Genomic DNA, 25,301 nt, shown 5'->3' with positions numbered 1-25,301 from the left:
GTCAGTCGCCCAGCACCAGCCGCAGCTGCTCGACGGCCCAGTCGAGCTCAGTGGCGCGGATCACGAGCGGCGGCGCGATGCGGATCGTCTGGCCGTGGGTGTCTTTGACGAGCACACCGCGGTCCATGAGCTTCTCGGCGACCGCACGCCCGGTTCCGAGTGCGGGGTCGATGTCGACGCCGGCCCACAGACCCGCGATGCGCACCTCGGTGACGCCGTGACCGATCAGCGGCTCCAGGCGGGATGCCAGGTGCACGCCGAGCTGGCGTGCGCGCTCCTGGAACTCCCCGGTCTGCAGCATCTCGACCACCCGCAACCCGACGGCTGCTGCGAGCGGGTTGCCGCCGAAGGTCGAGCCGTGCTCGCCGGGGCGGATCACCCCGAGCACGTCGCGGTCGCCGACGACGGCCGAGACGGGAAGGATGCCGCCGCCGAGCGCCTTGCCGAGCAGGTACAGATCGGGCACGACGCCCTCGCGATCGCACGCGAACGTCTCGCCGACGCGGCCGAGACCGGACTGGATCTCGTCGGCGATGAACAGCACACCCCGCTCATCGCAGATCTCGCGCACACGACGCAGATATCCCTCCGGCGGGATGATCACCCCGGCCTCGCCCTGGATGGGCTCGATCAGAACGGCGGCGGTGTCGTCGGTGATCGCACCGGCGATGGCATCCGCATCGCCGTACGGCACCGTGTCGAAACCCGGCGTGTACGGACCGAAGTCCGCACGCGCCTGCTCGTCGTCGCTGAAGCTGATGATCGTCGTGGTGCGCCCGTGGAAGTTGCCGGCGGCGACGACGATGCGTGCGCGCCCCTCGGGGATGCCCTTGACGCGGTATCCCCACGCGCGCGCCACCTTGATGCCGGTCTCGACGGCCTCGGCGCCGGTGTTCATCGGCAGCACCAGGTCTTTGCCGCAGAGCTCGGCGAGCGCGGCCGCGAACGGCTCCAGCTGGTCGTTCCGGAACGCCCGGCTGGTGAGCGTCACCCGGCCGAGCTGCGTGGTGAGCGCCTCGACGATCTTCGGATGCCGGTGACCGAAGTTCACGGCGGAGTAGGCGGCCAGCAGGTCGAGGTAGCGCTTGCCGTCAGCATCCGTCACCCACACCCCGTCGCCCTCGGCGACGACGACAGGCAGCGGCGCGTAGTTCTCGGCGACGTGCCCCTCCACCGCGGTCATCATTCCGCCTGAGCGCCGCACTTCGTCTCGCTGCGCTCGCTCAGCAGAGTCCGCAGCTCGAGCGTGCAGCACTTGATGCCGCCGCCGCCGAGCAGCAGTTCGGACAGGTCGACGGTGATCGGGTTGTAGCCGCGCTCACGCAGCTGCTTCTCGAACCCCTTCGCGCGCGGCGAGATGATGACGTTGTACCCGTCGCTGGCGGAGTTCAGTCCGAACACGGCGCCGTCCTCGTCGGAGACCAGGATCGCATCGGGGAAGCGCTCCTCGAGGATGGCGCGGCTGGCCGCGTCGAAGGCTCCGGGGAGATAGGCGATGTTCACGTGCTCGGGGCCGCCGTTCTGCACGCCCTGCACCGGGTCGAGCACGGTCAGCGCAGTGTCGAGGTGGTAGAAGCGCGGGTCGACGAGCGTGAGCGTCACGACCTCGCGGCCGAAGACCTCGTGCACCTCGCGATGGCTGTCGCCCGCCGAGCGGAATCCGGTGCCGGCCAGGATCACATCTCCGGCGAGCAGGAAGTCACCCTCGCCCTCGTTGACCTCCGACGGCTCCACGGTGTCGAAGCCGTTCGCGCGGAACCAGTCGGCGAAGGCGGGCGCCTCGCCCTGACGCTGCTCGAAGTAGAACTTCGGCACGTAGGCGCGCCCATCGATCAGGAAGCCGCCGTTGGCCGTGTAGACCATGTCGGGGTAGCCGGCGAGCGGCTCGATCAGCTCGACCTCGTGCCCGAGCTCGAGGTACAGGTCGTACAGCTTCTGCCACTGCGCGACGGCCTTGGCGGTGTCGGTGGGCCCCGCCGGATCCATCCACGGGTTGATCTTGTAGGTCACCGTGAAGTGCTCGGGGCGGCACATCAGGTAGCGGCGGTGGTGCGCGACGCGGGTGGGGGCGATGGCCGTGGTCGTCTCAGGCATGGACATGGGTGTGCTCCTCGGAGAAGGTGCGGCGGACGCTGTCCAGGGGCCCGGCGGAAGTTCGACCCGCAACACTGACGGGGAAGATGCACGTGGGCACGCCAGTGGCCATTATTTCACGTCGACCCTGAAGCCCGCCAGCGCCCGCCCGCGTGCCTCCTGAAGCCGCATGTCTCACCGTGCCGCGTGCCTCAGGATGCCGCGTGCACGACGACCTTTCCGACGGTGTGCCCGGACTCAAGGTGGGCGAGCGCCGCACCGGCATCGGCGAACGCGTACTCGCGCTCGATCACCGGTTCGAGTCTCCCGGCGGCGACGAGCTCGAGCAGCTGCGCGAGGATCTGCGGTTTCGCTGTGGCTGCGAGCGGACGGATGCTGCGGCGCGAGCCAATGGACAGCACGGCGGCTCCCAGCATCCGAGGGATCGGACCGAGCACGCGCCCGCCGTCACCGCCCACGAGCACCACCCTGCCACCGGGGCGGACCAGTCGCTGCAGGGCGCGAAGCGGCTGCCCGCCGGCGAGCTGGATCACCGCGTCGTAGCGGTCGGCGGGCGGGTCGGCCGGTGCGAAGTCGCGGTCGAGCACGCGCTCGGCGCCGAGCGACTCGACCAGCTCACGGGCGTGGGTGCCGCACGACGCGTGTACCCGCGCGCCGCGCAGCGCAGCGAGCTGGACGGCGAAGGTGCCCACGCCGCCCGAGGCGCCGATGATGAGCACGCGCGACCCCTCGCCGACGCGCGCCAGGTCGAGCGCCTGCCAGGCTGTACCCCCGGCGATGGGCAGCGTGGCGGCGACCGCGGGTGTGACAGCGTGCGGTCTGGGCACCAGCCGAGCCACGGGCGCGACAGCATACGGGGCCAGTCCCCCGCCCCCGGGCAGTTCCACGACGACCTCGTCGCCGATGACCGCGTTCGTCACGCCTGCGCCGACGGCGACCACGGTGCCGGCGACATCCATGCCGCGCACCGGCTGACGCGGTGCGGCGAACCCGAACGCCGGTCGCACCAGCAGCGGGTCGCCGAGCATGATGCGCACGTCGCCGGCGTTCAGTGCGGTGGCGCGGGCCTTCAGCAGCACCTGACCCTTGCCCGCTGCGGGCACCCCGCGTTCCGTGAGCCGGACCGAGGATGCCGCGCCGTAGCCGTTCTGCGCCCAGGCGGGCATCGTCATGGCGGTGAGAGTCATGTCATTCCTCCGGATAGTCGAAGAGATCGTCGAGCCCGACGCCGAAGGCGCGGGCGAGCTGGAAGGCGAGCTCGAGCGTCGGCGAGTACTTGCCCTGTTCGATGGCGATCAGCGTCTGGCGGGTGACGCCGACGGTGCGGGCGAGCTCGGCCTGGGTGAGGCCGGCGCTCTCGCGGTGGGCGCGGATCGAATTGGTGACGAGGGTCGGCTTGACCATCACACGAGACCCCGGCGGTAGGCGATGACCCGCGCGATCCCGCCGACGACGGCCGCGACGGCGAACCCGAGGAACATCGTGTTGGCGATCCAGAACACGTGGGCGTCGATCGCGCACAGCGCGATGACCCCCAGCCCGGCGATCACCAGGAAGGCCTGCTCGACCCGCCCGCCCATGCGACTGATGTCGCGGTCGCGGATGTCGGTGGTCGTGGCCGAGTCACGATCCCGCATGCCGGCGATGATGCCCCAGCCGATCGTGATGAGGATGCTGAGCACGATGCCGCCGCCGATCGCCCACAGCATCGGCGGGAACCAGTCGACGGTGTCGAGGTCGCGTCCGTCGATCCGGCCCAGCATGATCAGCGCGTACGCCGTGATCGTCCCGATCGCTGCGATGAGTCCGGCCCATGCGGCTCGCTCGTGATAGACCATCGCACACCTCCATGTAAAGGATTATTTACATGGAGGCTACGACTCACCAGCATCCGATGTCAAGTATTTTTTACCAACCCGCTCCATCGACTGACCCAGGTCGCAATCGATGCCGCTATTCCGCCGCGAAAGCGGCATCCATTGCGACCGCAACAGCGGATGCCACCGGCCGGGCCCCTCAGATGACCCCCGCGCTCCAGTCGTCGGGATCGCCGAAGCGGTGCGCGGTGATCGAGATCGCCTGCTCGTGCACGAACGGCAGCAGCTCCAGGCGACCGGCCGAGGTCACCTCGTTGTCGTAGACCGCGAGGTCGGGATCGCCGCCGACCGCGCGCGCGAGGTCGCCGTGCAGCGCCGCGACGGATTCCCGCGACCCGACCAGGCGCACGCGTGCAGCATCCGACAGCGTCGATGCGGCGTCGTCCTCGCCCTCCGCTCGCGATTCGCCGCGTCGCGCCATCCGGTCGATCCACTCGGCGTCGGTCTCGACGGCCACGAGCACGTCGAGGTCGCTGAGCTGTCCGCGCACGCCGGCCGGCAGCCCGGTCGGCACCGAGAGCACGAACCGCGCCCCCGAACGGATGCCCGCGAACACCACCCGAAGCACCTCGTGCAGCCCGGCGTCGGCCGCCGCACGCACGATGACGGGCACGGGCCGGTAGCGGAACAGGTTGCGCTCCACCTCGAGCTGCGACACGTCGCGCACCTGGCCGAACTCGCGGTCCCAGGCGACGGCATCCGACAGCGCCGACTGGCGCAGCCACTCGAAGTCCTCGAAGCCCAGCGACGGCTGCGCGGCCTCGATCAGCGTCGAGATGCGCGTGTCGAGCCCCCGCAGATGCAGCGTGCTCGAGACCTTCCCGCGCGGCTGCGACCGCCAGCGCCCGAGCCCGATCAGGTAGTTCGGACCGCCGGCCTTGGCGCCGGGGCCGACCGATGACCGCTTCCATCCGCCGAACGGCTGCCGCTGCACGATCGCTCCGGTGATGCCGCGGTTGACGTACAGGTTGCCCGCCTGCACCTGATCGAGCCAGAGTTCGAGGTCGGCAGGGTCCTGCGTGTGCAGTCCCGCCGTCAGCCCGTAGGCGACCGCGTTCTGCAGCGTGATGGCATCCGACAGCGTCGCCGCGTGCATCACGCCCATCATCGGCCCGAAGAACTCCTCCAGGTGCGTGCGCGACCCCGGCTGCACCCCCACGCGCACGCCGGGACTCCACAGCCGTCCGCTGTCATCCAGCGACCGCGGCCGGATCAGCCACTTCTCATCGCGCTCCAGCTCGCTCAGCGCCCAGGCGAGCTTGCCGTGCGGCTTCTCGATCACCGGCCCGATCTCTGCCCTGGCATCACCCGGCCACGCGACATGCATCGAGCGCACCGCGTCGACGAGCTGCCTGGCGAAGCGCTTGGAGCGTCCGACGGCACCCACGACGATCACCAGCGATGCGGCCGAGCACTTCTGCCCGGCATGACCGAAGGCGCTCTTGGCCAGATCGGCGACGGCGAGGTCGAGGTCGGCCGTCGGGGTGATGATGATCGCGTTCTTGCCACTGGTCTCGGCCAGCAGGGGCAGATCGGGACGCCACGAGCGGAACAGCGCCGCGGTGTCCCACGCGCCCGTGAGGATCACCCGATCGACCGCGGGGTGCGAGATCAGCTGCTGCCCCAGTTCGCGCTCGCCGAGATCGACCAGGGTCAGCACGTCGCGCGGCACGCCCGCCTGCCAGAGCGCCTCGGCGATCACGGCCGCGCAGCGGCGGGCCTGATGCGCGGGTTTGAACACCACGCCCGACCCCGCGGCGAGCGCGGCCAGCACGCCGCCGGCGGGGATGGCGAGGGGGAAGTTCCACGGCGGGGTGACCACCGTCACCTGGGCGGGCTCGAACACCGCGCCGCTGACGGCGTCGAGTTCGTGCGCGCGGCTGGCGTAGTACTTCGCGAAGTCGACCGCCTCGCTGACCTCGATGTCGGCCTCCGAGAACACCTTCCCGGTCTCGACCGCGGCGATCTCGATCAGGTCGGCACGGCGGGCCTGCAGGGCGACCGCCGCGCGCTGCAGGATCTCGGCGCGCTCGGATGCCGGGCGTGCACCCCATCCGACTCCGGCGGCCTGCACGCGCAGGATCGTCTGCTGCAGCATCCGCTCGTCGTCGATCCTGCCCGCGCGCACCGTCTCGAGTCCGAGGGTGCACGCGTCGGGCTCGGCGATGCGACCGAGGATGCCACGGGCCCACTCGCGGTTGGCGGGCAGAGCCGGGTCGCTGTCGGGCGTGTTCTCGAAGCCGGGTGCGCCGGCCGCATCGGTGTCGAGCTCCTGCCGGGCGTAGACCGCGGTCTGCAGGAACGGGTCGTCGCGCGCGTCATCATCGTCGTCGCCGTTCGCGCCGCGGGCTATGCCGAGCACGACACCGGTGAGATCCTCGTCGTCGCTCATGCGCGGAGGCACAGGACGCACCGACTCGTGCGCCGGTGCGGCGCGGTTCTGGGTGCGTCGCGGTCCGGTGTGCAGACTGTGATCGTCCGTGCGGGCGAGGGAGTCGACGAACCGCAGCCGCTCGCGCTCGAACAGCGAAGGATCGTCGGCCAGGTGGAACGCCGCCGAGAGGAAGTTCGCCTGCGAGGCGTTCTCGTCGAGCCGGCGCACCAGGTAGCTGATGGCCACGTCGAACTCGGCGGGGTTGACGACGGGCACGTAGAGCAGCACCTCGCCGACCTCGCGGGCGACGGCGGCCATCTGCCCCTGGGCCATGCCGAGCAGCATCTCGAACTCGACCTGATCGCGCACCTCGCGCTCTCCCGCGAGCAGCCAGGCGTAGGCGATGTCGAACAGGTTGTGTCCGGCGACGCCGATGTGCACGGCGGCGGCGTTGCGAGGGGTGAACGCCTCGTCGAGGCAGCGCAGATAGTTCGCGTCGGTGTCGAGCTTGGTCGTGTAGGGCGCCTGCGGCCAGCCGTGCATGACGGCATCCACCTTCTCCATGGCGAGGTTCGCGCCCTTCACCAGCCGCACCTTGATCGGCGCGCCGCGGTGCTCGACGCGGTCGCGCGCCCAGGCGGTGAGCTCACGCAGCGCCGGCAGCGCATCGGGCAGGTAGGTCTGCAGCACGATGCCGGCACGCGAGTTCTTCAGCCGCGGATCCTCGAGAAGGCGGGTGAACACCGCGATGGTCAGGTCGAGGTCGCGGTACTCCTCCATGTCGAGGTTGAGGAACGTGCCGTTCGCGGCCGCGGTGACGTACAGCGGCGTCAGCCGCTCGACCACCTCGTCGACGACGTCGTCGAAGGCCCACATCGAGATGCGGCTCATGATGGCCGACACCTTGACCGAGACGTAGTCGACGTCGTCGCGGCGGATCAGATCGTGGATGCCGTCGAGCCGGCGCTTCGCCTCGGTCTCGCCGAGCACCGCCTCGCCGAGCAGGTTGAGGTTCAGCCGGACCCGGGTGTCGCCCGCGCGGATCTTCTCGAGCGCGGGTCCCAGCTTGTCGGGCCGTGCGTCGACGATGAGATGCCCGACCATCTCGCGCAGCACGCGGCGCGCGATGGGCACGGTGGGCACCGGCAGCAGCGGCGCGACGCCGCCGCCGAGACGCACGACGCCGCGCAGGTACCAGGGCAGGAAGTCGGGTGCCAGCGGGGCGACGCGATGCAGATTGGATGCTGCCGCCACCGCGCTCTCAGGACGCATGACCCCGTCGACGAAGCCGAGCGTGAACGGAAGCCCCTTCGGGTCCTGCAGCACTCCGGCGAGCCGCTCGGCCGCGGGATCGACGTCTTCGCGGGCGGCTTCGAGCACCCACCGGCCGGCGAGTTCCACGGCCGCTTCCGCCAGGCCTGTTCCGTTGGGAGACGACGACTGCTCTGCCATGCCTCCACACTAGGCGCGGGGTGCGGCTCTGGGCGGGTGATCCACGGGTGCGGTCAGTGCCAGGTGCTGGGCGCGGGCGCCTTGGTCGGGGGCAGCGCCGTCGCCGCGGCCCAGTCGTGGATCCAGTCCTCGATGTCGGGGATGCCCTCGGGGCGTCCCACGGCGGCGAACAGCTCATCGTGGCTGACCGTGCCGCCGCTGCGGCGCAGCATCCGAGCTCTGACGATGACGCGTGCGTACACCTCGCCGTCGACGACGGCGCGGTGCTCGAGGAACACCGCCTTGTCGTCGTGTCCGATCAGGCGCGACTCGACGTCGAAGCGCTGCCACAGTTCGAGCGACTTGCGGAAGGTGACCGTCTCACTGGAGACGACCGCATACCAGCCGCGCTCCTTCATCGTGTCGAACAGCCCGGTGCGGATCAGCAGGTCCCAGCGGCCGAGGTCGAACAGCGACAGGTAGCGGCCGTTGTTCATGTGCCGCAGGATGTCGAGGTCGGTCGGCAGCGTCGTCAGGCGGATCGTGCCGATGTCCGTCGGCCCCAGCCGGCCGCCACGGCGGACACGCCGTCGCGCCCGGGCGATCGCGAGCAGGGTGCGCCAGATCACATTCACAAGGGGCGATGGTAGTGATCCACGACGGCTGCCCCAACTTCATTGGTCGGTTGCTACAGACACCCCGGGGTGTTACCCATCGATTTCATCTCTTGCGCGCTCGCGCGTAGAGTCACGGCATGAGCGCCGAAGCCCAGCCCGAGATCATCGTCCGTCCGGTCCGCGATGTGGATGCGGAAGCCCTCGGTCGCGTGCACGCCCAGACGTGGCACGAGACATACGACCACCTGATCAGCAAGGCTGCGCTGGAGCGGATCTCACCGCGCCGCATGGCCGAGCTGTGGACCAACTGGGCCCGCCAGGGCGACGACTTCAAGATGAGCGCAGCGCTCGTCGACGGCGAGATCGTCGGCTTCGTCGGATCGGGCCCCGCCCGTGACAAGGACGCCCCCGCGATGCGGGAACTGTACTTCATCTACCTGCTCGAGGCGCACCACGGCACCGGGCTCGGCCAGGCCCTGTTCGACGCCGCCGTCGAGAAGGACGAGCCGCTGTACCTGTGGGTCGCCGACGACAACCCCCGTGCGCACCGCTTCTACGTGCGCAACGGCTTCACCCTCGACGGCGCCACGCACACCGAGCCCTTCCTCGGCGAGACCCTCACCGAGGTGCGCTTCGTCCGCTGATCCTCTACCGCAGAACGGCCCTCCCGCGCATCGCGCAGGAGGGCCGTTCTCATGTGAAGGGCGGGATGCCGACTCAGAGAGCCCGGATGATGTCCTCCACGCGCTCCTTGGCGTCACCGAAGAGCATCTGCGTGTTCTCACGGAAGAACAGCGGGTTCTGCACGCCGGCGTAGCCGGCGGCCATCGAGCGCTTGAACACGATGACGTTCTCGGCCTCCCAGACCCGCAGCACGGGCATCCCGGCGATGGGGCTGCCCGGGTCCTCGGCGGCGGCGGGGTTGACCGTGTCGTTCGCGCCGATGACCAGCACGACGCTCGTCGACGCCAGGTCGTCGTTGATCTCATCCATGCCCAGCACGATGTCGTACGGCACCTTGGCCTCGGCCAGCAGCACGTTCATGTGCCCGGGCAGGCGACCGGCGACCGGGTGGATGCCGAAGCGCACCTCCACGCCGCGCTCGCGCAGCCGCGCGACGAGGTCGGCGACCGGGTACTGCGCCTGGGCGACGGCCATGCCGTAGCCGGGCGTGATCACGACCGACTTCGCCGCGGTGAGCAGCGCGGCCGCGCCCTCGGCGTTCGTCTCGCGGTGCTCGCCGTAGTCCTCGTCGGAGGATGTGGATGCCACGATGCCGAAGCCTCCGGCGATGACCGAGATGAACGACCGGTTCATCGCCTTGCACATGATGTACGACAGGTAGGCACCCGACGATCCCACCAGGGCGCCGGTGACGATCAGCAGGTCGTTGTTCAGCAGGAAGCCGGCCGCGGCGGCCGCCCATCCCGAGTAACTGTTCAGCATCGACACGACCACCGGCATATCGCCGCCGCCGATCGAGGCGACCAGGTGCCAGCCGAGCGCGAACGACAGCAGCGTCACGGCGATCAGCAGCCAGAGCTGCTGGTCGACGACGAACCACGCCGTCAGCGCGACGAAGGCGACCAGTGCGCCGACGTTGAGCACGTTCTTGCCCGGCAGCATCAGCGGACGCGACGACATCTTCGCCGACAGCTTCAGGTAGGCGACGATCGAGCCGGTGAACGTGACACCGCCGATGAAGATGCCGATGAAGACCTCGGCGTTGTGGATGCCGACCAGCTCCGGCGCGATCGGCGCGTGGGCGAGATAGCCGTTCCAGCCGACCATCACAGCCGCGAGACCGACGAAGCTGTGCAGCAATGCGATCAGCTCGGGCATCTCGGTCATCTTCACGACCTTGGCTCGCCAGAGGCCGATTGCGGCACCCACGAGCACGCCGACGCCGAGCAGAGTGAGCCCGAGCATCGCGCCGGAGCCGCCCCAGGCGTCGGCGATCGTGAGGGCGAGGGTCGCGAGCAGCGCGATGGCCATGCCCACGATGCCGTAGACCACGCCCGCACGAGCGGATTCGTGGCGGCTGAGCCCGGCCAGGCTCAGGATGAACAGCAGGGCGGCGACGATGTAGGCCGCCCCGGCGAGTGCGTCGACGGTCACTTCTGGCCGCCCTTCGTGAACATGCTGAGCATTCGGCGGGTGACGGCGAAACCGCCGAAGATGTTGATGCTGGCGAGCAGCACCGCGACAGCGGCGATGACCTGCACGACCGGGTTGCCGTCGGTGATCTGCAGCATGGCGCCGACGATGATCACACCGGAGATGGCGTTGGTGACCGACATCAGCGGGGTGTGCAGCGCGTGGTGCACCTTGCCGATCACGTAGAAACCGATCACGACCGACAGCATCAGCACGGTGAAGTGCTGCGGCAGCGGGGCGGGGGCGAAGAGGTTCACCAGGAACAGCGCGGCGATGCCGGCGACGATCAGGCCGACCTTCTTGCCCGCGCTCATCGTCTTCTTCTCAGCGGCCACGGCGGGCTCCGCCGCCGGAGCGGCCGGCGAGGGCGCTGCGGCGACCTGCACGGGCGGCGGCGGCCAGGTGACCTCGCCGTCGCGCACGACGGTGACGGAGCGCTGCACGACGTCGTCAAAGTCGATCGTCAGCGCGCCGTCCTTGTTCGGCGTGAGCAGCTCGACGAGGTTGGCGACGTTGGTGCCGTACAGCTGGGATGCCTGGGTCGACAGGCGCGACGCGAGGTCGGTGTAGCCGAGGATGATCACGCCGTTGTCGGTGACGACGCGCTCCCCCGCGACCGAGCCCTCGACGTTGCCGCCCTGCGCGGCGGCCATGTCGACGATGACGCTGCCGGGCTTCATCAGTGCGACGTCGGATGCTGTGATCAGGCGGGGCGCTGCGCGCCCCGGGATCTGTGCAGTCGTGACGATGATGTCGACGTCGGCGGCCTGCTCGGTGTAGATCTCGGCGGCGCGGCGGTCGTAGTCCGCGCTGGTGGCCTTGGCGTAGCCGTCGGTGGACTTCTCCACCTCGACGTCGACCGGGATGTAGGTGCCGCCGATCGACGAGACCTGGTCGGCGACCTCGGGTCGCGGGTCGGTGGCGCGCACGATGGCGCCGAGGCTGGATGCTGCGCCGATGGCCGCGAGGCCCGCGACGCCGGCACCGGCGACGAGCACCTTGGCCGGCGGGACCTTGCCCGCTGCCGTCACCTGTCCGGTGAAGAAGCGGCCGAACTCGTGTGCTGCCTCGACGACGGCCCGGTAACCCGAGATGTTCGCCATCGAGCTGAGCACGTCCATCGACTGCGCCCGCGAGATGCGCGGCACGGCGTCGAGCGCAAGGGCGGTGATGCCGCGCTGCGCGAGCTTCTCGACCAGCTCGGGCTTCAGCGCCGGCGAGAGCAGCGCGATGAGGGTCGCGTTGTCTGCGAGGGCGGCGATCTCAGCATCCGACGGCGGGTTGATCTTGAGCACCACCGGGCGCGACCACGCCTCGGCCTGCCCGACGATCTCCGCCCCGGCCTGCCGGTACTCGTCGTCGGGGTACGACGAGCGCTCACCCGCCCCGGTCTCCACGGCCACCTCGTAGCCGAGCTTCCTCAGGGACTGCACGGTGGCCGGCGTCGCGGCGACCCGCGCCTCCTCCGGCCCTTCCCGCACGATTCCGATCTGCGTCACTGCGATCCTCCTGTCCGACTGCTGTGTCGGCTTCAATTCTGTTCTGACAGTTTCGCTCAGACTACTGAGCGGTGGTGAAGAAACGGGGCGGTTCTTGGGATGTGACGCCTGAAATGTTCAGATTCTTACCGATGCAGTAAACCGAGCGGGCGTTAGGGTGATGGTGTGAAGCTCATCGCAGTGACCGGCGGCATCGGCGCCGGCAAGAGCACCGTCTCCCGGGGACTCCGCGACCGCGGGGCACGCATCATCGATGCAGATCAGACCGCTCGCGAGGTCGTCGATCCAGCCTCCCCTCTGGGCCGACGGGTGCTCACGGAGATCGCAGGACTGCTGGGGCCCACCGCACTGCGCACGGACGGCACGCTCGATCGAGCGCGTGTGGCGGCGCTGGTCTTCGGGGACGATGCACTCCGCAGGCGCTACAACACCATCATCCACCCGGCGATCATGACCGCGACCGCGGAGGCGATCGACGCGCTGCGCGGTGACGATGCCGTCGTGGTGCACGAGATACCGCTGCTCACGGCGGACTCCCCACCGCTGCCCTGGACCTACGACCTGATCGTCACGGTCGAGGCGGATCCGGAAGAACGGCGACGCCGACTGCAGGAGCACCGCGGGCACTCCGCGGAGGAGGCCGCTGCACGGGTGTCTGCCCAGGGCGACGAGGAGCGGCGGGTCGCGATCGCCGACGTCGTCATACGCACTGACGGCTCACTCGTTGAGACCGACCGCCAGGTCGAAGACCTGTGGCGGCGGGTGAGCGGGTGAGCCGTCAGTCGGGCCGATTCGCGGCGGCGGAGCGCCGCCGCGATCGGATTCAGCGGTACTTGCGCATCTCCTGACGCGCGACGGAGCGCAGGTGCACCTCGTCGGGACCGTCGGCGATGCCGAGGATGCGAGCGCTGGCCCACATGCGTGCGATGGGGGTGTCGTCGGTGACCCCCATGCCGCCGAACGCCTGGATGGCGCGGTTGAGCACCGAGCGCGCGGCGCGCGGTCCCACGATCTTGACCGCGGCGATCTCGATCGCCGCGCCCTTCGCGCCGACCTCGTCGATCATCCACGCCGCTTTGAGCACGAGCAGGCGCGCCTGCTCGATCTCGAGACGGGACTCGGCGATCCAGTTCTGCACGACGCCCTGATCCGAGAGCCTGCCGCCGAAGACCTCCCGCTCGGCGACGCGACGCACCATCAGCTCGAGCCCACGCTCCGCCATGCCGATGCAGCGCATCGCGTGGTGGATGCGGCCGGGGCCCAGACGCGCCTGAGCGATCGCGAAGCCCTTGCCCTCACCCGCGAGCATGTTGCCGACCGGCACACGCACGTCGGTGAACAGGATCTCGGCGTGCCCCTGCTGGTCGTGATAGCCGAAGATGGGCAGCGAGCGGATGACCTCGACACCCGGGGTGTCGATCGGGACGAGGATCATCGACTGCTGCTCATGCGGAGCGGCCTCCGGGTCGGTCTTGCCCATCAGGATGAGGATCTCGCAGCGCGGGTCGGCGGCACCGGTGGTCCACCACTTGCGCCCGTTGATGACGTACTCGTCTCCGTCGCGGACGATGGAGGTCGAGATGTTGCGCGCGTCGGAGGAGGCGACCTGCGGCTCCGTCATCGAGAAGCCCGAGCGCATGCGCCCGTCCTTCATCGGCTCGAGCCAGCGCTCCTGCTGCTCGGGCGTGCCGAACATGTGCAGGATCTCCATGTTCCCGGTCGACGGCGCCGAGCAGTTCAGTGCCTCCGGCGCGATGTACGGCGAGCGACCGGTGATCTCGGCGATGTGGGCGTAGTCGAGGTGCGTCAGGCCCGACCAGTCGGGCAGGAAGAGGTTCCACAGCCCCTGGGCGCGCGCCTCGACCTTGAGGTCCTCGATGATCTGCGGCACCACGTGGCTGTGCGGGCCGTTCGCCGCGAGCTGGGCCTGGTACACGGGCTCAGCCGGGTAGACGTGCTCGTCCATGAAGCGCTTGAGACGCTCGATGACCTCTTGCGCCTGGGGGCTCGGTGACAGCTGCATCAGTTCTCGTTCCTCTCGATTCGTGCGTCGTCCAGCGCATCGGCGGTCAGGATGACCTTGCCGAGCGCACGACGACCCATGACGACCTCCAGCGCCGTGGGCGCCTCGGACAGGGGGTGGGTCTCGTTGACGTGCGGGCGCAGCAGTCCGTCGGCGTACCAGCCGAACAGCCGCTGCATGTTCTGCGCGTTGCGAGCCGGGTTGCGGCGCGCCCACGCTCCCCAGAGCACGCCGATGAGCGAACCGGCGCAGACGAGGAGTCGGTTCATACCCACCTTCGGGATGTCACCCGAGGCGTAGCCGATCGTGAGGTAGCGACCGCCCCACGCGAGCGCGCGGATCGCGGACTGGGCGTGCTCACCGCCGACGGGATCGTAGACGACGTCGACGCCCCCAGGGGCGATCTCCTTCAGCGTCTGCTGCAGGTCGCCCTCCGAGTAGTCGATCACCTCGTCGGCGCCGCGGTCGAGGCAGAGCTGACGCTTCTCGGGGCTCGAGGCCGCCGCGATGACGCGGGCGCCGAGCGCCTTGCCGATCTCGACGGCAGTAAGCCCCACGCCTCCCGACGCCCCCAGCACGAGCAGCGTCTCCCCCGACTGCAGCTCGGCGCGATCCGCGAGGGCGTGGAACGATGTGCCGTAGGTCACGGGGAAGCCGGCCGCGTCCGTGAAGGTCATCACATCGGGGATGACGAAGACCATGTCAGCGGCGACCACGACCTGTTCGGCGTAGCCCCCCATGCCCGTGAACGCGAGCACGCGGTCCCCGACCGCGAGGTCGGCGACACCGTCGCCGACGGCCGCCACGACGCCCGCGATCTCGGAGCCGGGGGTGAAGGGCAGTGCGGGCTTGGTCTGATAGGTGCCCGCGACGATGAGGCCGTCGGGGAAGTTCACTCCCGCGGCCCGGGTCTCGATCAGCACCTGGCCGGGGCCTGGGATGAGGTCATCGACCTCGTCCCAGCGGAGCATCTCGGGACCACCGAGCTCGTGTACGACGTGTGCCCGCATCTCAGACCTCCTCTGGGACGACGAAGGTCGCCCACGCGGTCGCGGCGACGCCGCCGGTCTGCCTGGTGCAGTCGATCTCGACATCGATCATGGACAGGCCGTCCTTCTCGTACTCCTCGATGACACGACCGGTGCAGGTGAGCACATCGTCCGGCCAGACCTGCTCCTTGAAGCGGGTGCGGAACGAGCGGATGTTGTCGGCCCCCAGCCAGTCGGTCGCGTACGTGCCGAGCAGGCCGGCCTGCAGCATCCCGACCGAGAAGGGCGACGGGTATCCGGCGGCCTCGGCGTAGGTCTGATCGTGGTGGATCGGGTTCATGTCGCCCGACGCGCCCTGGTAGCGGACGAAGTCCGTCCGCGTCTGCGGCGGCAGCGTCCAGGGTGCCGGTGCGGTGCGCTCGCTCATGCGTCCTCCTTCGCGGCTCGCGCCGTCTCGACTCCGGTCATCGTGGAGCGCGCGACGAGCACGCCGCTCTCGTCGACGAAGTCCGTCACCATCACGACGAAGGTGAGCGCACCCCCTCGGCGCCCCTCCTTCACGTACATGTCCTCGATGCGCGACGTGCAGCTCAGGCGCGTTCCGGCCGCAGGCGGCGGCCCGAAGAACTCGTACTGCTGCTCGGCGTGGAGCACGCGCTTGCCGTCGAGCTCCGCCGCCGGCCACGGATTGCCCGCCGGCGGCTGCCAGAAGTTCGTCACCGTGAGGAACGTCGGCGGGGAGACGGGCACCTCTCGCTCGAGGTAGTCCGGGTTCTCCGACCGGGTCGCGCGTGCGAACTCGCGGACCTTGCCGCGCTCCACGTCGAGCACGAAGGTCTCGCCCACCGTGCCCACTGCGTTCAGATTGGCCATCTCCTGCTCCGATCTCAGGCGTGCTGACTGCTGACCGAGACGACCTCGCCCGTCATGTACGAGGCGTAGTCGCTGGCGAGGAACACCATGACGTTCGCGATCTCCCACGGCTCGGCTGCGCGCCCGAATGCCTCCTGCGCGCTGAGCTGCGCGAGCAGGTCATCGCTCGTCACCTTGGCGAGGTGGGCGTGCATCGCGATGCTCGGCGAGACCGCATTGATGCGGATGCCGTGCGGCGCGACATCCATCGCGGAGGCACGGGTGAGCGCCATGACACCGGCCTTGGCGGCCGCGTAGTGCGCCTGCCCCGCCTGCGCGCGCCATCCGACGACCGAGGCGTTGTTGACGATCGCCCCCGAGCCCTGCGGGATCATGTGGCGGAGCACCGAACGCGTTGCGCGGAAGGTGCTCGTCAGCGTGACATCGAGCACCGACGACCACTGGTCATCGGTCATCTCCATGACGCTCGCCGTGCCGCCGAGGCCCGCGTTGTTGACCAGCACGTCGATGCGACCGTGCCGCTCGGCGGCGCTGTCCATGAGGTGGTCGATCTGCGCCTGATCCGTCACGTCGCAGGCGACGGTGTGCGGACGAACGCCGAACTCGGCCTCGAGACGGTCGGCTGCCTCTTCGAGGCGCCGCTCATGACGGTCGCTGATGGTGAGCTTCGCGCCGTTGATCGCGAACCGCTGAGCAGCGGCGAAGCCGATGCCCGTGCCGGCGGCCGCCGTGATCACGACGGCGCGATCGTGCGTGAGGGCGTTTCCAGGCCCGGGAACGGGGGCGATCTGCTCAGACAAGGTCGGCCATCTCCTGCTGCAGCTCCTCGACCGTCCAGCGGGCGCCCTTGTCGATGATCTTCCCGTAGCTCCACGGCTGGAACTGACGGATCTCGCCGCCCTTCGCGTAGAAGACCTTGCCGGTCGCCGGGCAGGCCTCGGTGAGCAGGTATGCCACGACGGGCGAGACGTTGCCCGGGTGGTACACGTCGAACGCCTCGGGGTCCTCGGGAACGGCGACCATCTCCTTGATGCCGGGGACGTTCTCGGTCATGCGGGTACGCGCCACCGGGGTGATCGCGTTGGCCCGCACGCCGTACCGAGACAGCTCCTGCGCGATGATCTGCGTGAGCGAGGCGATCCCCGCCTTCGCGGCGCCGTAGTTGCTCTGGCCGACGGCTCCGTTGAGCCCGGAGGTGCTCGACACGTTCACGATCGAGGCCTTGACATCCTCGCCTGCCTTGGAGCGGTCGCGCCAGTGCGCCCCGAAGACCCGGCAGGGGGCGAAGGTCCCACGCAGCTGACCCGTGATCACGTCATCCCACTCGGCCTCGCTCATGTTCACGAACATGCGGTCGCGAAGGATCCCGGCGTTGTTCACCAGACCGTGCACCTCGCCGTAGGCGTCGAGGGCTGCGGCGAGCAGTCGCTCGGCGCCCTCGATCGTCGTCACATCGTCGGTGCTCGCGATCGCCGTGCCGCCGGCGGCGACGATCTCCGCCGCAACGGCTGCGGCGATGGAGTCATCGCGCCCGCTGCCGTCGGCCGCGGCGCCCGTGTCGTTCACCACGACCTTCGCGCCTTCGGCCGCGGCCAGCAGCGCGTGCTCGCGGCCGATCCCTCGTCCTGCACCCGTCACGACGACCACGCGGCCGTCCAGTTGATTCGTCATCTTGGTCTCCTCGTCGAGTTTCCGCCGGAGCTTCCGGCTATGCCTGTGTTCTCGTGCCCATCGGGGCGTTGAGTCGCGCGAGGACCGTCTCGGCCTCCGCGACGATGCGGTCGATCAGCTCAGCGACGCTGGGAACGTCATCGATCAGTCCGACCACCTGACCGGTGGCCATCACGCCGAGGTCGGCGTTGCCCTCGAGCAGAGCCGAGCGGTAGAGCATGGGCGCGTTGGCCGCCATGATCACCTGGCTCCACTTGAGCCCCTCGTCCTTGCGCATCGCGAGCCCCTCGCGGATCATGTGGCTCCACGGGGTCCGCGAGATGCGCTGGAATGCGATGGCGTTGCGCGCGGCGCGCACCATGCGCTGGAGTCCGTGCGTGTTCTCGAGCTTGTCGATCGTGCCCGCGCGCAGCACGCGCTGCGGCACACCGTCGATCTCGAGCGTCACGACCGTGTCGTTGACCGTCTTCGACAGATACACGTCCTTCACGGCCTGCGCGACGGGCGAGTCCGTCGTCATCATGAACCGCGTTCCCATCGCGATGCCCTCGGCGCCGTAGGCCAGCGCTGAGACGAGACCCCGTCCGTCGAAGTAGCCGCCCGCCGCGATCACCGGGATGTCGACGGCGTCGACGACCTGCGGCAGCAGCAGACTGGTCGGCACGGCGCCGGTGTGCCCGCCGCCCTCACCGCCCTGCACGATGACCGCGTCCACGCCCCAGGCCGCGACCTTCTCCGCGTGGCGACGCGCGCCGATCGACGGCATCACCACCAGACCCGCATCCTTGAGCTTGTCGATCAGCTCGCGCTTGGGAGCGAGGGCGAACGACGCGACCTTGACCCCGGCGCTGATCAGCAGGTCGACGCGCTTGTCGACGTCCTCCTGATTGGCCCGGATGTTCACGCCGAAGTTCTTGTCGGTGTGGTCCTGCACGTAGTCGATCGCCGCAGCGAGCTCCTCGTACGACAGCATCCCTCCGGCGATGATGCCGAGGCCGCCGGCGCGAGCCGTCGCCGCCGTGAGACGGGCATCGGACACGTAGCCCATGCCCGTCTGCACGATGGGGTGCTCCACACCGAAGAGCTCGGTGGCCCGGGTGCGGAGCACCGGGGATCCTGTCATGCCTTCACCTCGTGGTCGCGCAGGTTGCGCGGGTCGATGACGGTGCGGATGAGCTCGAGCTCCTCGGCGGTCGGCGTGCGGGTCTCGGGCACCTCGTCGGGGACGATGAGCTCGAAGCCGGTGGCGGCGACGACGTCATCGACCGAGACGCCAGGGTGAACCGACTTCAGACGCAGACGGCCGCTCTCGGGCTCGTAGTCGAGCACGGCGAGGTCGGTGACGACGTAGCGCAGGTCGTGGTGCTTCGTGACCGACGGGCCGGCCGCGCGGGCGTTGTCATTGCCGACGCCCGAGACCATGTCGACCTTCGGCACGAACACCCTGGTGCTGTGCGAGGGCACCCAGTAGCTCGTCGGGTGGTACACCGAGTTGCCCGGCGCGCCGCGCACGCCCAGCAGCTGCACCTTGGGCTTGGCGTGGTCGCCGATCGCCGAGATGTTCGCGTTGCCGAACGGGTCGAGCTGCGTCGGGATCATCGTGATGTGGCGCTTGCCGTTCCACACCAGCGTGAAGATCTGGTTGAACGGCAGCCACGCCTCGACGTCGCCCTCGGCGGGTCCGCCGACGGCCCAGGTGCCGCGCACGGCGGTCGCCTCTCCGTCGGAGATCACCAGGTCGGGCGAGAACGTGTGGCGGGCGAGGCGCACGCCGATCGCGGGGACGATCCCGAAGGCGCTCGCGATGACCTCGCCGTTGTCGCGGTAGGCGTCGGCGCAGGCGACTGCGCAGACCTCGGCACGGGTGATGTCGGTCATGACTGGACTCCGTTCGCGGTGGGGGCGGGCTCCGACAGGTAACGGTTCAGGAACTCCTGCCACTGCTGCGGATCCTTGGCTGCCGCGACGTACTCGCGCTGGAACTGCTCGTCGCGGTCGTAGTCGGGCACGCACGACGTGAAGTGCGCGCCGCCCGGCGCCTCGACGACGCCCGACACGAGCAGCCGCGGGATGCGGATGGTCGCGGGGTGGGCGTTCGCGGCGAGCTCGGAGGTCGGCACGATGCGCTCGGCCGACACGTATGCGTTCTCGGCTGCCAGGCAGAAGAGGTCGTCGAAGTAGAGGTCCGGTCCCAGGTACTGCGCGTTGCCGTGGATGTCGGCACGGTTCATGTGCACCAGCGCGGCATCGAGCGGGATCGCCGGCATCGCGACCAGCGTCTCACCCTGGTACGGGTCGACGATCGTCTTGAGGTGCGGGTTGACCGTCATCACATCGGAGCCGAGACCGGCTCGCGTCGGCAGGTAGGGCAGGCGGATGCCGGCGGCCTGAAGCCCCCACTGCAGCATCCCCTCGTCGTACTCCTCGACCTCGATCTCGCCGTTCTGGCGCGCAGCACGGAAGTGCGGGTCGAGCGGGATCGAGTCGAGCGACACGAAGCCGAACACGACCTTCTTCACCTTGCCCGCCGCGCACAGCAGGCCCACGTCGGGTCCGCCGTACGACACGATCGTCAGATCGCGGAGGTCCGACTTCACGATCTCCTTGACGAGGGACATCGGCTTGCGCCGTGAACCCCACCCGCCGATTCCGATGGTCATGCCCGACCGCAGCCGGCTGACCACCTCTGCTTCCGTCATTGTCTTGTCTGACACGTGATCCTCACCGATCCATTCGCCCAGAGGCCTAGCAAGTGCTTGTTTAATTGCGAGCGTAGCAAACGCTTGATTGGTTGTATAGTCGGGATCAGGACACGGCCGCAGGATGGCCCCGAAACCCCGGAACGGCAGTGCGAATGGAACGGCATGATCGCAACGAGCTCATCCTCGAGCACGCCTCGGCCCTGTTCGCGGAGAAGGGCATCGCGGGCACGACGGTGCGCGACATCGCCGGCCGTGCAGGCCTGCTGTCGGGCAGCCTGTACCACTACTTCCCGTCGAAGGATGCGATCGCCGACGCGATCGTGACGAGCTATCTCGACGAGCTGATCACGCGCTACCGCGAGATACTCGCCGAGCGCCACGACGCGCGCACCGCGCTCTCGCTGCTCGTCGGGGCCTCCATCCGGGTGAGCCGGACCCACGCCCACGCATCGGCGATCTACCAGCGCGAGACCGGGTATCTGCGCCAGCTTCCCTCGCACGAGTCGATCCGCGCCGACGCGCGCACGATCCGCGAGACCTGGGAGAGCGTGCTCGCGAACGGCGCCTCGACCGGAGCGTTCCGCGACGACCTCCCCGTGCCGCTGCTTTACGTGCTGATCCGCGACGCCGTCTGGCTGACTCCGCACTCGGTGATGCACACACAGGACGACGGCGGCGACGACATCGCCGAAGCGATCGTCTCGATCTTCCTCGACGGCATCACAGCACGGCCCGCCACCCCCGACGAGAGGCACACCCGATGACCGAGATCGAGAACGCCGCCGACCCCGGCATGCGCGAGCACGCCGTCTCGGCTTGGTTCGCCGACAACATCCCCGGAGTCAGCGGTCCCGTCGCCTTCGAGCGCATCGCGGGTGGCCGCTCCAACCTCACCTACCGCTGCCGCGACGAGCGCGGCACGACCTGGGTCCTGCGTCGTGCGCCGCTGGGCATGGGCACGTCCCGCTCGCACGACGTGCTGCGGGAGGCCGACGTGCTGACGCGCCTCGCCCCGACGGGCGTCCGCGTGCCTGCGGTACTCGGCCGCACCGACGACGCGCGCATCACGGGCGCGCCCTTCTACGTCATGGAGTTCGTCGACGGGATCATCCTGCGTGACCCCGCAGCCGTCGAGGCATCTGTTCCCGTCGCCGAACGTCCGGCATTCGCGCGGTCGCTGATGACCACGCTCGCCGAGCTGCACTCGGTCGACCCTCGCGACGTCGGCTGGGCCGCACTCGCCGAGCGCGATGACTACTTCTCCCGACAGCTCAACCGCTGGTCGACGAACTGGGCCGCCGACCGGGTGCGGGTTCTCGACGACATCGGGCGCGCGGGCGACCGCCTGCGCGAGCGGATGCCACGGCAGGGCGCACCGGGAGTCGTCCACGGCGACTACCGGATCGACAACTGCGTGTACGGTCCGGATGACAGCATCCGCGCTGTGCTCGACTGGGAGCTGACCACCGTCGGCGACCCGCTGGCCGACCTCGGCCAGCTGCTCACGTACTGGACGGAGCCCGGCGACGACGTCCGCGCCCTCGAGAACCCGCCCACACTGGCGCCGGGCTTCCCCACCCGCGACGAGTTGGTCGAGATGTACGTGCAGGCCTCGCCGGATGCCGACGTGTCGAACCTGCAGTTCGCGATCGCCTACAACTGGTGGAAGGTCGCGTGCATCGTGGAGAACGTCTACACGCGCATGGCACGGGGGGCGATGGGCGCGAGCGATCGCACGCCCGAGTCGTTCGCCGCGCAGGCGGAGCGGATCGCCGCGCAGGCGTGGCGGTTCGCGCGAGAGCTCTGAGCCGTCAGTGCCGCGCGGGCTCTGCGCGGTGGGCGGCGAGCCGATCACGCGAACGCGGGCTCGTCGCGTAGTCGAGGTGCAGTGCGGTCTGTCGCAGTGCGGAGTGCAGCCAGAATCCGGTCATCCCCTCCCATCCGGCGGTCCAGGTCAGCCGGCGGGCGTACTCCCAGATGGTGCGGTCAGGGTTCTCGCCGAGCAGTCCGACGAGCTCGGTCGTGCGCCGCAGGTGGTGCTTCACGAGCTGCGCGCACCTCGCACCGAGGCCATGGAAGGCGTATTCGTGGCCCGGCAGCACCGCGTACTCGTCATAGGGCGAGAGGCGGTCCAGCGAGTCGAAGTAGTCGGCGAGGGGGTCTGAGCCGGGAAGTGCGCCGATGCCGATTCCCGGGTAGATCCGCGGCAGCACGTGGTCGCCCGTGTACACGAGCCGACGCTCGTCGTCGACGAGGCAGATGTGTCCGTCGGTGTGGCCAGGTGTGGCGATGACCTGCAGCCGGTGGCCCCCGAGCACGAGCACGCTTCCGTCGACGACCGCCACGTCGGGCGTGCCCGTGGAGGTGTGAGCCGCCCGATCGAACGAACCGAGCAGCTCATCCCATCGCGCTTTCGGAACGCCCCAGGTCCGCAGCTGCTCCCGATACGAGGCCAGGTCGGATGCCGCGGGTGCCGTCTCCTGCTGCAGCACCGAGTCCTCGACATCGGAGAAGACGACCTGGGCACCGACCTCTTCGCGCAGCGCCTGCGCGGCGCCGAGGTGGTCCGGGTGGAAGTGCGTCGCGATGACGCTTCGGACGTCAGCAGTGGTGCGGCCGATGGCTTCGAGCCCCGATTCGAGCGCCGCCCTGCTCTCTGCGGCGTCCCACCCCGGGTCGATGAGATGCACGCCGTCGCCTCCGATCAGCGCGTAGCAGAGCGTGTGCGGGATGGTGCCGGCCGGGATCGGGACGGGCAGCGCCCAGACATCGGGCGCAATCTGCTCGGGCGCGGGCTGGATTCGGGCATCCCACGCGGCGAGCTGCGCCTCGCTCAACGGGGTGAGGCGTCCACCGCCCGTCATGCCGCAGCCCAGTCTTCGAGCTGGCGGCGGAAGTCGGCGGGGATGCGGATCGCTCGCTGCTCGCTGTCGACGATGACGATCGTGGTCTTCGCCCGCGACACGAGCACGTCGTCGTCGGTCCGCACCATGCGATAGGCGAACTGGAACGACGTGGCGCCGATGGCGCCGATCGCGAGTTCGAGGCGGATCTCGTCGAACAGACGCGCCGCGGCGAGGTATTCGCACTCCGTCGCGCGCGTCACGGTCGTCCATCCGCGAGCATCCAGCGACTGATCCTGCCGGTAGCCGTTGCGATACATGAAGTCGCTCAGCAGCGCCTCCATCTTGGGGAACCAGCTGGCGTAGTAGAGGATGCCGGCCGGGTCCGTGTCGTTGTAGCTCAGACGGCGAGTATCGGAGTGCAGCATCGTGCTCCTGTCGACGTTGACTGCCAAGCAAACGCTTGTATGGTAAAGAGTGTACAGCGGGCTGACGACACAAGGAGCGTGCCGATGGAACCGAGCACAGGGCCCCTCTCCGACCGCGTGGTCGCGATCACCGGAGCCGGCAACGGCTTGGGGCGCGCGTATGCCCACGCCGCCGCTGCCGCCGGCGCGAGCGTCATCGTGGCCGACGTCGACCTGCCGTCTGCACAGTCCGTCGCCGACCAGATCATCGCGCGAGGCCGCGGAGCCGCGGCAGTCGAGGTCGACATCTCCAGACCCGGAGCCGGCGAGCTCATCGTGAGTGCCGCGCGTACCCACTTCGGCCGACTCGACGGACTGGTCGCGAATGCCGGCATCCTCAGCCCCGGCCCGCTGCTCGATCAGTCACCGGAGACCGTGCACCGGACGATCGGCGTGAATGTCGAGGGGACGATCTCCACGGTGACCGCTGCGGCGCGCGCGATGGACGACGGCGGCAGTATCGTCGTCATCGTGTCGGGCTCGATGCTCGGCGCCGATGGGCTCGCGCTCTACGGCACCACCAAGGCGGCAGCGCTCGGCCTGGTCTACGGACTCGCACTCGAACTGGCTGACACGGGGGTACGCATCAACGGACTCGCACCACGCGCGCGCACCGGGATGTCCGAGCAGATGGGCGCAGCCGGCGAGGACAAGGGCGGCCCCGCCGAACGCGTGGCACCCGCAGTGGTCTATCTGCTGGCCGACGACTCCCGAGCACTGCAGGGCCACGTGCTGCGCTTCGACGGCGAGCACCTCGCCGTGTTCCGTCCGCCGCGCATCGCGCAGGAGGTCAGCGCTCCGGACTGGGATGCCACCGCCATCGCCGCCGCGATGGCTGGCCCTCTCAGGGATGAAATCGGCTCGTCGCTCCCGGGAGCGACGCGCCGAGGTGGTGCAGACGCCACGGATGTGCTACACCTGAGAACCGCAGACTCAAGCAAACGCTTGGGCGCAGAGTGGAGTGGTTGACCGGGATGTCCACGGTGACGAAGACAAAACAGGAGCAGAGCTCCGAAAGACGCGAGGAGATCCTCGGGATCGCGGCAAGGCTCATCGCACAGCGGGGCTACTCCGCGACCACCGTGCGCGACATCGCCGAAGAGGCGGGGATCCTCTCCGGCAGCCTCTACCACCATTTCGCCTCGAAGGAGGCGATGATCCAGGAGATCCTGCACGGCTTCATGGACCGCCTGCTCACTCGGTACGACGAGATCGCCGCCAATGCGACCGACCCGCGCGCGGGCATCGACGCACTCATCGAATGCGCTTTCGAGACGATCGGACGCGAGCCGTCAGCCGTCGGGCTCTACCAGAACGAGGCGGCGTTCCTCGCGACCCAGCCGGGCTTCGAGTTCCTGGTGGCCGAGAGCGAACGCATCGAGACGATCTGGATCGGGCAGCTGCGTGCAGGTCAGTCGGCCGGAGTCTTCCGTCCCGAGGGTGATCCGGCGGTGACCTATCGCTTCATCCGCGACGCTGTCTGGTCGACGGTGCGATGGTACCGTCCCGGTGGCCGCCACACGGTCGAGAGCATGTCCACGCAGTTCCTCGCGCTTGTCCACAGCGGGCTCGACGCGGACTGACGACGCAGACGCAGAGAGGGGGGGGGGGGGGGGGGGGGGGCGGCGCCCCCCCCCGGGGGGGGGGGCGGGGGGGGGGGGGCCCCCCCCCCCCCCCCCCAAAC

At 69.4% G+C, this 25,301-nt stretch carries 26 protein-coding genes; 6 read left to right on the top strand and 20 right to left on the bottom strand.

Annotated elements, in window-relative coordinates:
* Nucleotide 1 precedes the first annotated feature (1 nt).
* From rocD to WDU99_RS16135, 7 genes are all read right to left on the bottom strand, one after another.
* Entirely contained in the window at nucleotides 2-1,183 is a 1,182-nt protein-coding gene (gene rocD, locus WDU99_RS16165; protein WP_420064022.1) for an ornithine--oxo-acid transaminase, read from the bottom strand.
* Nucleotides 1,183-2,100 (bottom strand): dimethylargininase, encoded by a 918-nt coding sequence (ddaH, locus tag WDU99_RS16160; RefSeq protein ID WP_337333497.1) that lies wholly within the window; start codon nucleotides 2,098-2,100, stop codon nucleotides 1,183-1,185. The genes rocD and ddaH overlap by 1 nt, the downstream gene beginning before the upstream one ends.
* A 185-nt stretch (nucleotides 2,101-2,285) precedes the next feature.
* Nucleotides 2,286-3,281 (bottom strand): NAD(P)-dependent alcohol dehydrogenase, encoded by a 996-nt coding sequence (locus WDU99_RS16155; protein WP_337333496.1) that lies wholly within the window; start codon nucleotides 3,279-3,281, stop codon nucleotides 2,286-2,288.
* 1 nt (nucleotide 3,282) lies between these two features.
* Nucleotides 3,283-3,498 (bottom strand): helix-turn-helix transcriptional regulator, encoded by a 216-nt coding sequence (locus WDU99_RS16150; protein ID WP_337333495.1) that lies wholly within the window; start codon nucleotides 3,496-3,498, stop codon nucleotides 3,283-3,285.
* On the bottom strand, nucleotides 3,498-3,932 hold the full coding sequence (locus tag WDU99_RS16145; protein ID WP_337333494.1) for a hypothetical protein: 435 nt from the start codon (nucleotides 3,930-3,932) through the stop codon (nucleotides 3,498-3,500). Before WDU99_RS16145 ends, WDU99_RS16150 begins: the two co-directional genes overlap by 1 nt.
* Nucleotides 3,933-4,110: 178 nt before the next feature.
* Nucleotides 4,111-7,797, bottom strand: coding sequence for a proline dehydrogenase family protein (locus tag WDU99_RS16140; protein WP_337333493.1), 3,687 nt, complete (start codon nucleotides 7,795-7,797; stop codon nucleotides 4,111-4,113).
* Nucleotides 7,798-7,850: 53 nt separating this feature from the next.
* Complete coding sequence (locus WDU99_RS16135) at nucleotides 7,851-8,411, bottom strand: acyl-CoA thioesterase (protein WP_337333492.1); 561 nt, start codon at nucleotides 8,409-8,411, stop codon at nucleotides 7,851-7,853.
* Nucleotides 8,412-8,530: 119 nt separating this feature from the next.
* On the opposite strand from WDU99_RS16135, the gene WDU99_RS16130 reads away from it, so the two are divergent.
* Nucleotides 8,531-9,037: a GNAT family N-acetyltransferase gene (locus tag WDU99_RS16130; protein ID WP_337333491.1), complete on the top strand. Its 507-nt coding sequence runs from the start codon at nucleotides 8,531-8,533 to the stop codon at nucleotides 9,035-9,037.
* Between the two features lie 73 nt (nucleotides 9,038-9,110).
* Here the strand turns inward: WDU99_RS16130 and pntB are convergent, their stop codons facing one another.
* On the bottom strand, nucleotides 9,111-10,511 hold the full coding sequence (pntB, locus tag WDU99_RS16125) for a Re/Si-specific NAD(P)(+) transhydrogenase subunit beta (protein WP_337333490.1): 1,401 nt from the start codon (nucleotides 10,509-10,511) through the stop codon (nucleotides 9,111-9,113).
* Nucleotides 10,508-12,049, bottom strand: a complete 1,542-nt coding sequence (locus tag WDU99_RS16120) for a Re/Si-specific NAD(P)(+) transhydrogenase subunit alpha (RefSeq protein ID WP_337333489.1) — start codon at nucleotides 12,047-12,049, stop codon at nucleotides 10,508-10,510. The genes pntB and WDU99_RS16120 overlap by 4 nt, the downstream gene beginning before the upstream one ends.
* 165 nt (nucleotides 12,050-12,214) lie before the next feature.
* Here WDU99_RS16120 and coaE point away from each other — a divergent pair, with 165 nt between their 5' ends.
* Nucleotides 12,215-12,823: a dephospho-CoA kinase gene (gene coaE, locus WDU99_RS16115; RefSeq protein ID WP_337333488.1), complete on the top strand. Its 609-nt coding sequence runs from the start codon at nucleotides 12,215-12,217 to the stop codon at nucleotides 12,821-12,823.
* Between the two features lie 49 nt (nucleotides 12,824-12,872).
* On the opposite strand, the gene WDU99_RS16110 is transcribed toward coaE, so the two are convergent.
* From WDU99_RS16110 to WDU99_RS16070, 9 genes are read right to left on the bottom strand one after another with little or no spacing between them, the layout of a single operon-like run.
* The gene (locus WDU99_RS16110; RefSeq protein ID WP_337333487.1) at nucleotides 12,873-14,072 is read right to left on the bottom strand and encodes an acyl-CoA dehydrogenase family protein; all 1,200 of its coding nucleotides are present in this window, start codon (nucleotides 14,070-14,072) and stop codon (nucleotides 12,873-12,875) included.
* Nucleotides 14,072-15,082 carry an NADPH:quinone oxidoreductase family protein gene (locus tag WDU99_RS16105; protein ID WP_337333486.1) on the bottom strand — a complete coding sequence of 337 codons (1,011 nt, stop codon included), beginning with the start codon at nucleotides 15,080-15,082 and terminating at the stop codon, nucleotides 14,072-14,074. The genes WDU99_RS16110 and WDU99_RS16105 overlap by 1 nt, the downstream gene beginning before the upstream one ends.
* 1 nt (nucleotide 15,083) lies before the next feature.
* A complete protein-coding gene (locus tag WDU99_RS16100) occupies nucleotides 15,084-15,488 on the bottom strand; it encodes a MaoC/PaaZ C-terminal domain-containing protein (protein ID WP_337333485.1) in 405 nt (134 codons plus the stop codon).
* Complete coding sequence (locus tag WDU99_RS16095; protein WP_337333484.1) at nucleotides 15,485-15,934, bottom strand: FAS1-like dehydratase domain-containing protein; 450 nt, start codon at nucleotides 15,932-15,934, stop codon at nucleotides 15,485-15,487. Before WDU99_RS16095 ends, WDU99_RS16100 begins: the two co-directional genes overlap by 4 nt.
* A gap of 14 nt (nucleotides 15,935-15,948) precedes the next feature.
* Entirely contained in the window at nucleotides 15,949-16,734 is a 786-nt protein-coding gene (locus WDU99_RS16090) for an SDR family oxidoreductase (RefSeq protein ID WP_337333483.1), read from the bottom strand.
* Nucleotides 16,727-17,605, bottom strand: a complete 879-nt coding sequence (locus WDU99_RS16085; protein ID WP_337333482.1) for an SDR family oxidoreductase — start codon at nucleotides 17,603-17,605, stop codon at nucleotides 16,727-16,729. The genes WDU99_RS16090 and WDU99_RS16085 overlap by 8 nt, the downstream gene beginning before the upstream one ends.
* A gap of 37 nt (nucleotides 17,606-17,642) precedes the next feature.
* A complete protein-coding gene (locus WDU99_RS16080; RefSeq protein WP_337333481.1) occupies nucleotides 17,643-18,728 on the bottom strand; it encodes an NAD(P)H-dependent flavin oxidoreductase in 1,086 nt (361 codons plus the stop codon).
* The gene (locus WDU99_RS16075) at nucleotides 18,725-19,483 is read right to left on the bottom strand and encodes a CoA-transferase subunit beta (RefSeq protein ID WP_337333480.1); all 759 of its coding nucleotides are present in this window, start codon (nucleotides 19,481-19,483) and stop codon (nucleotides 18,725-18,727) included. Before WDU99_RS16075 ends, WDU99_RS16080 begins: the two co-directional genes overlap by 4 nt.
* The gene (locus WDU99_RS16070; protein ID WP_337333479.1) at nucleotides 19,480-20,319 is read right to left on the bottom strand and encodes a CoA transferase subunit A; all 840 of its coding nucleotides are present in this window, start codon (nucleotides 20,317-20,319) and stop codon (nucleotides 19,480-19,482) included. Before WDU99_RS16070 ends, WDU99_RS16075 begins: the two co-directional genes overlap by 4 nt.
* A 140-nt stretch (nucleotides 20,320-20,459) precedes the next feature.
* Between WDU99_RS16070 and WDU99_RS16065 the strand changes: the two genes are divergently transcribed.
* The gene (locus WDU99_RS16065; RefSeq protein ID WP_337333478.1) at nucleotides 20,460-21,071 is read left to right on the top strand and encodes a TetR/AcrR family transcriptional regulator; all 612 of its coding nucleotides are present in this window, start codon (nucleotides 20,460-20,462) and stop codon (nucleotides 21,069-21,071) included.
* Nucleotides 21,068-22,114, top strand: a complete 1,047-nt coding sequence (locus WDU99_RS16060; protein ID WP_337333477.1) for a phosphotransferase family protein — start codon at nucleotides 21,068-21,070, stop codon at nucleotides 22,112-22,114. Before WDU99_RS16065 ends, WDU99_RS16060 begins: the two co-directional genes overlap by 4 nt.
* Before the next feature lie 4 nt (nucleotides 22,115-22,118).
* Here WDU99_RS16060 and WDU99_RS16055 read toward each other — a convergent pair whose 3' ends face one another.
* A complete protein-coding gene (locus tag WDU99_RS16055) occupies nucleotides 22,119-23,171 on the bottom strand; it encodes an MBL fold metallo-hydrolase (protein WP_337333476.1) in 1,053 nt (350 codons plus the stop codon).
* Entirely contained in the window at nucleotides 23,168-23,578 is a 411-nt protein-coding gene (locus tag WDU99_RS16050) for an acyl-CoA thioesterase (RefSeq protein WP_337333475.1), read from the bottom strand. The genes WDU99_RS16055 and WDU99_RS16050 overlap by 4 nt, the downstream gene beginning before the upstream one ends.
* An 84-nt stretch (nucleotides 23,579-23,662) precedes the next feature.
* On the opposite strand from WDU99_RS16050, the gene WDU99_RS16045 reads away from it, so the two are divergent.
* Nucleotides 23,663-24,586 (top strand): SDR family NAD(P)-dependent oxidoreductase, encoded by a 924-nt coding sequence (locus WDU99_RS16045; RefSeq protein ID WP_337333474.1) that lies wholly within the window; start codon nucleotides 23,663-23,665, stop codon nucleotides 24,584-24,586.
* Nucleotides 24,587-24,600: 14 nt separating this feature from the next.
* The gene (locus WDU99_RS16040; protein WP_337333473.1) at nucleotides 24,601-25,200 is read left to right on the top strand and encodes a TetR/AcrR family transcriptional regulator; all 600 of its coding nucleotides are present in this window, start codon (nucleotides 24,601-24,603) and stop codon (nucleotides 25,198-25,200) included.
* The last annotated feature ends 101 nt before the right edge of the window (nucleotides 25,201-25,301 follow it).

It is taken from the genome of Microbacterium bandirmense (genome assembly GCF_037204185.1).
GTDB lineage: Bacteria > Actinomycetota > Actinomycetes > Actinomycetales > Microbacteriaceae > Microbacterium > Microbacterium bandirmense.
Note: the sequence above shows the minus strand (reverse complement) of the source record. Positions and strands in the feature narration are given on the sequence as shown.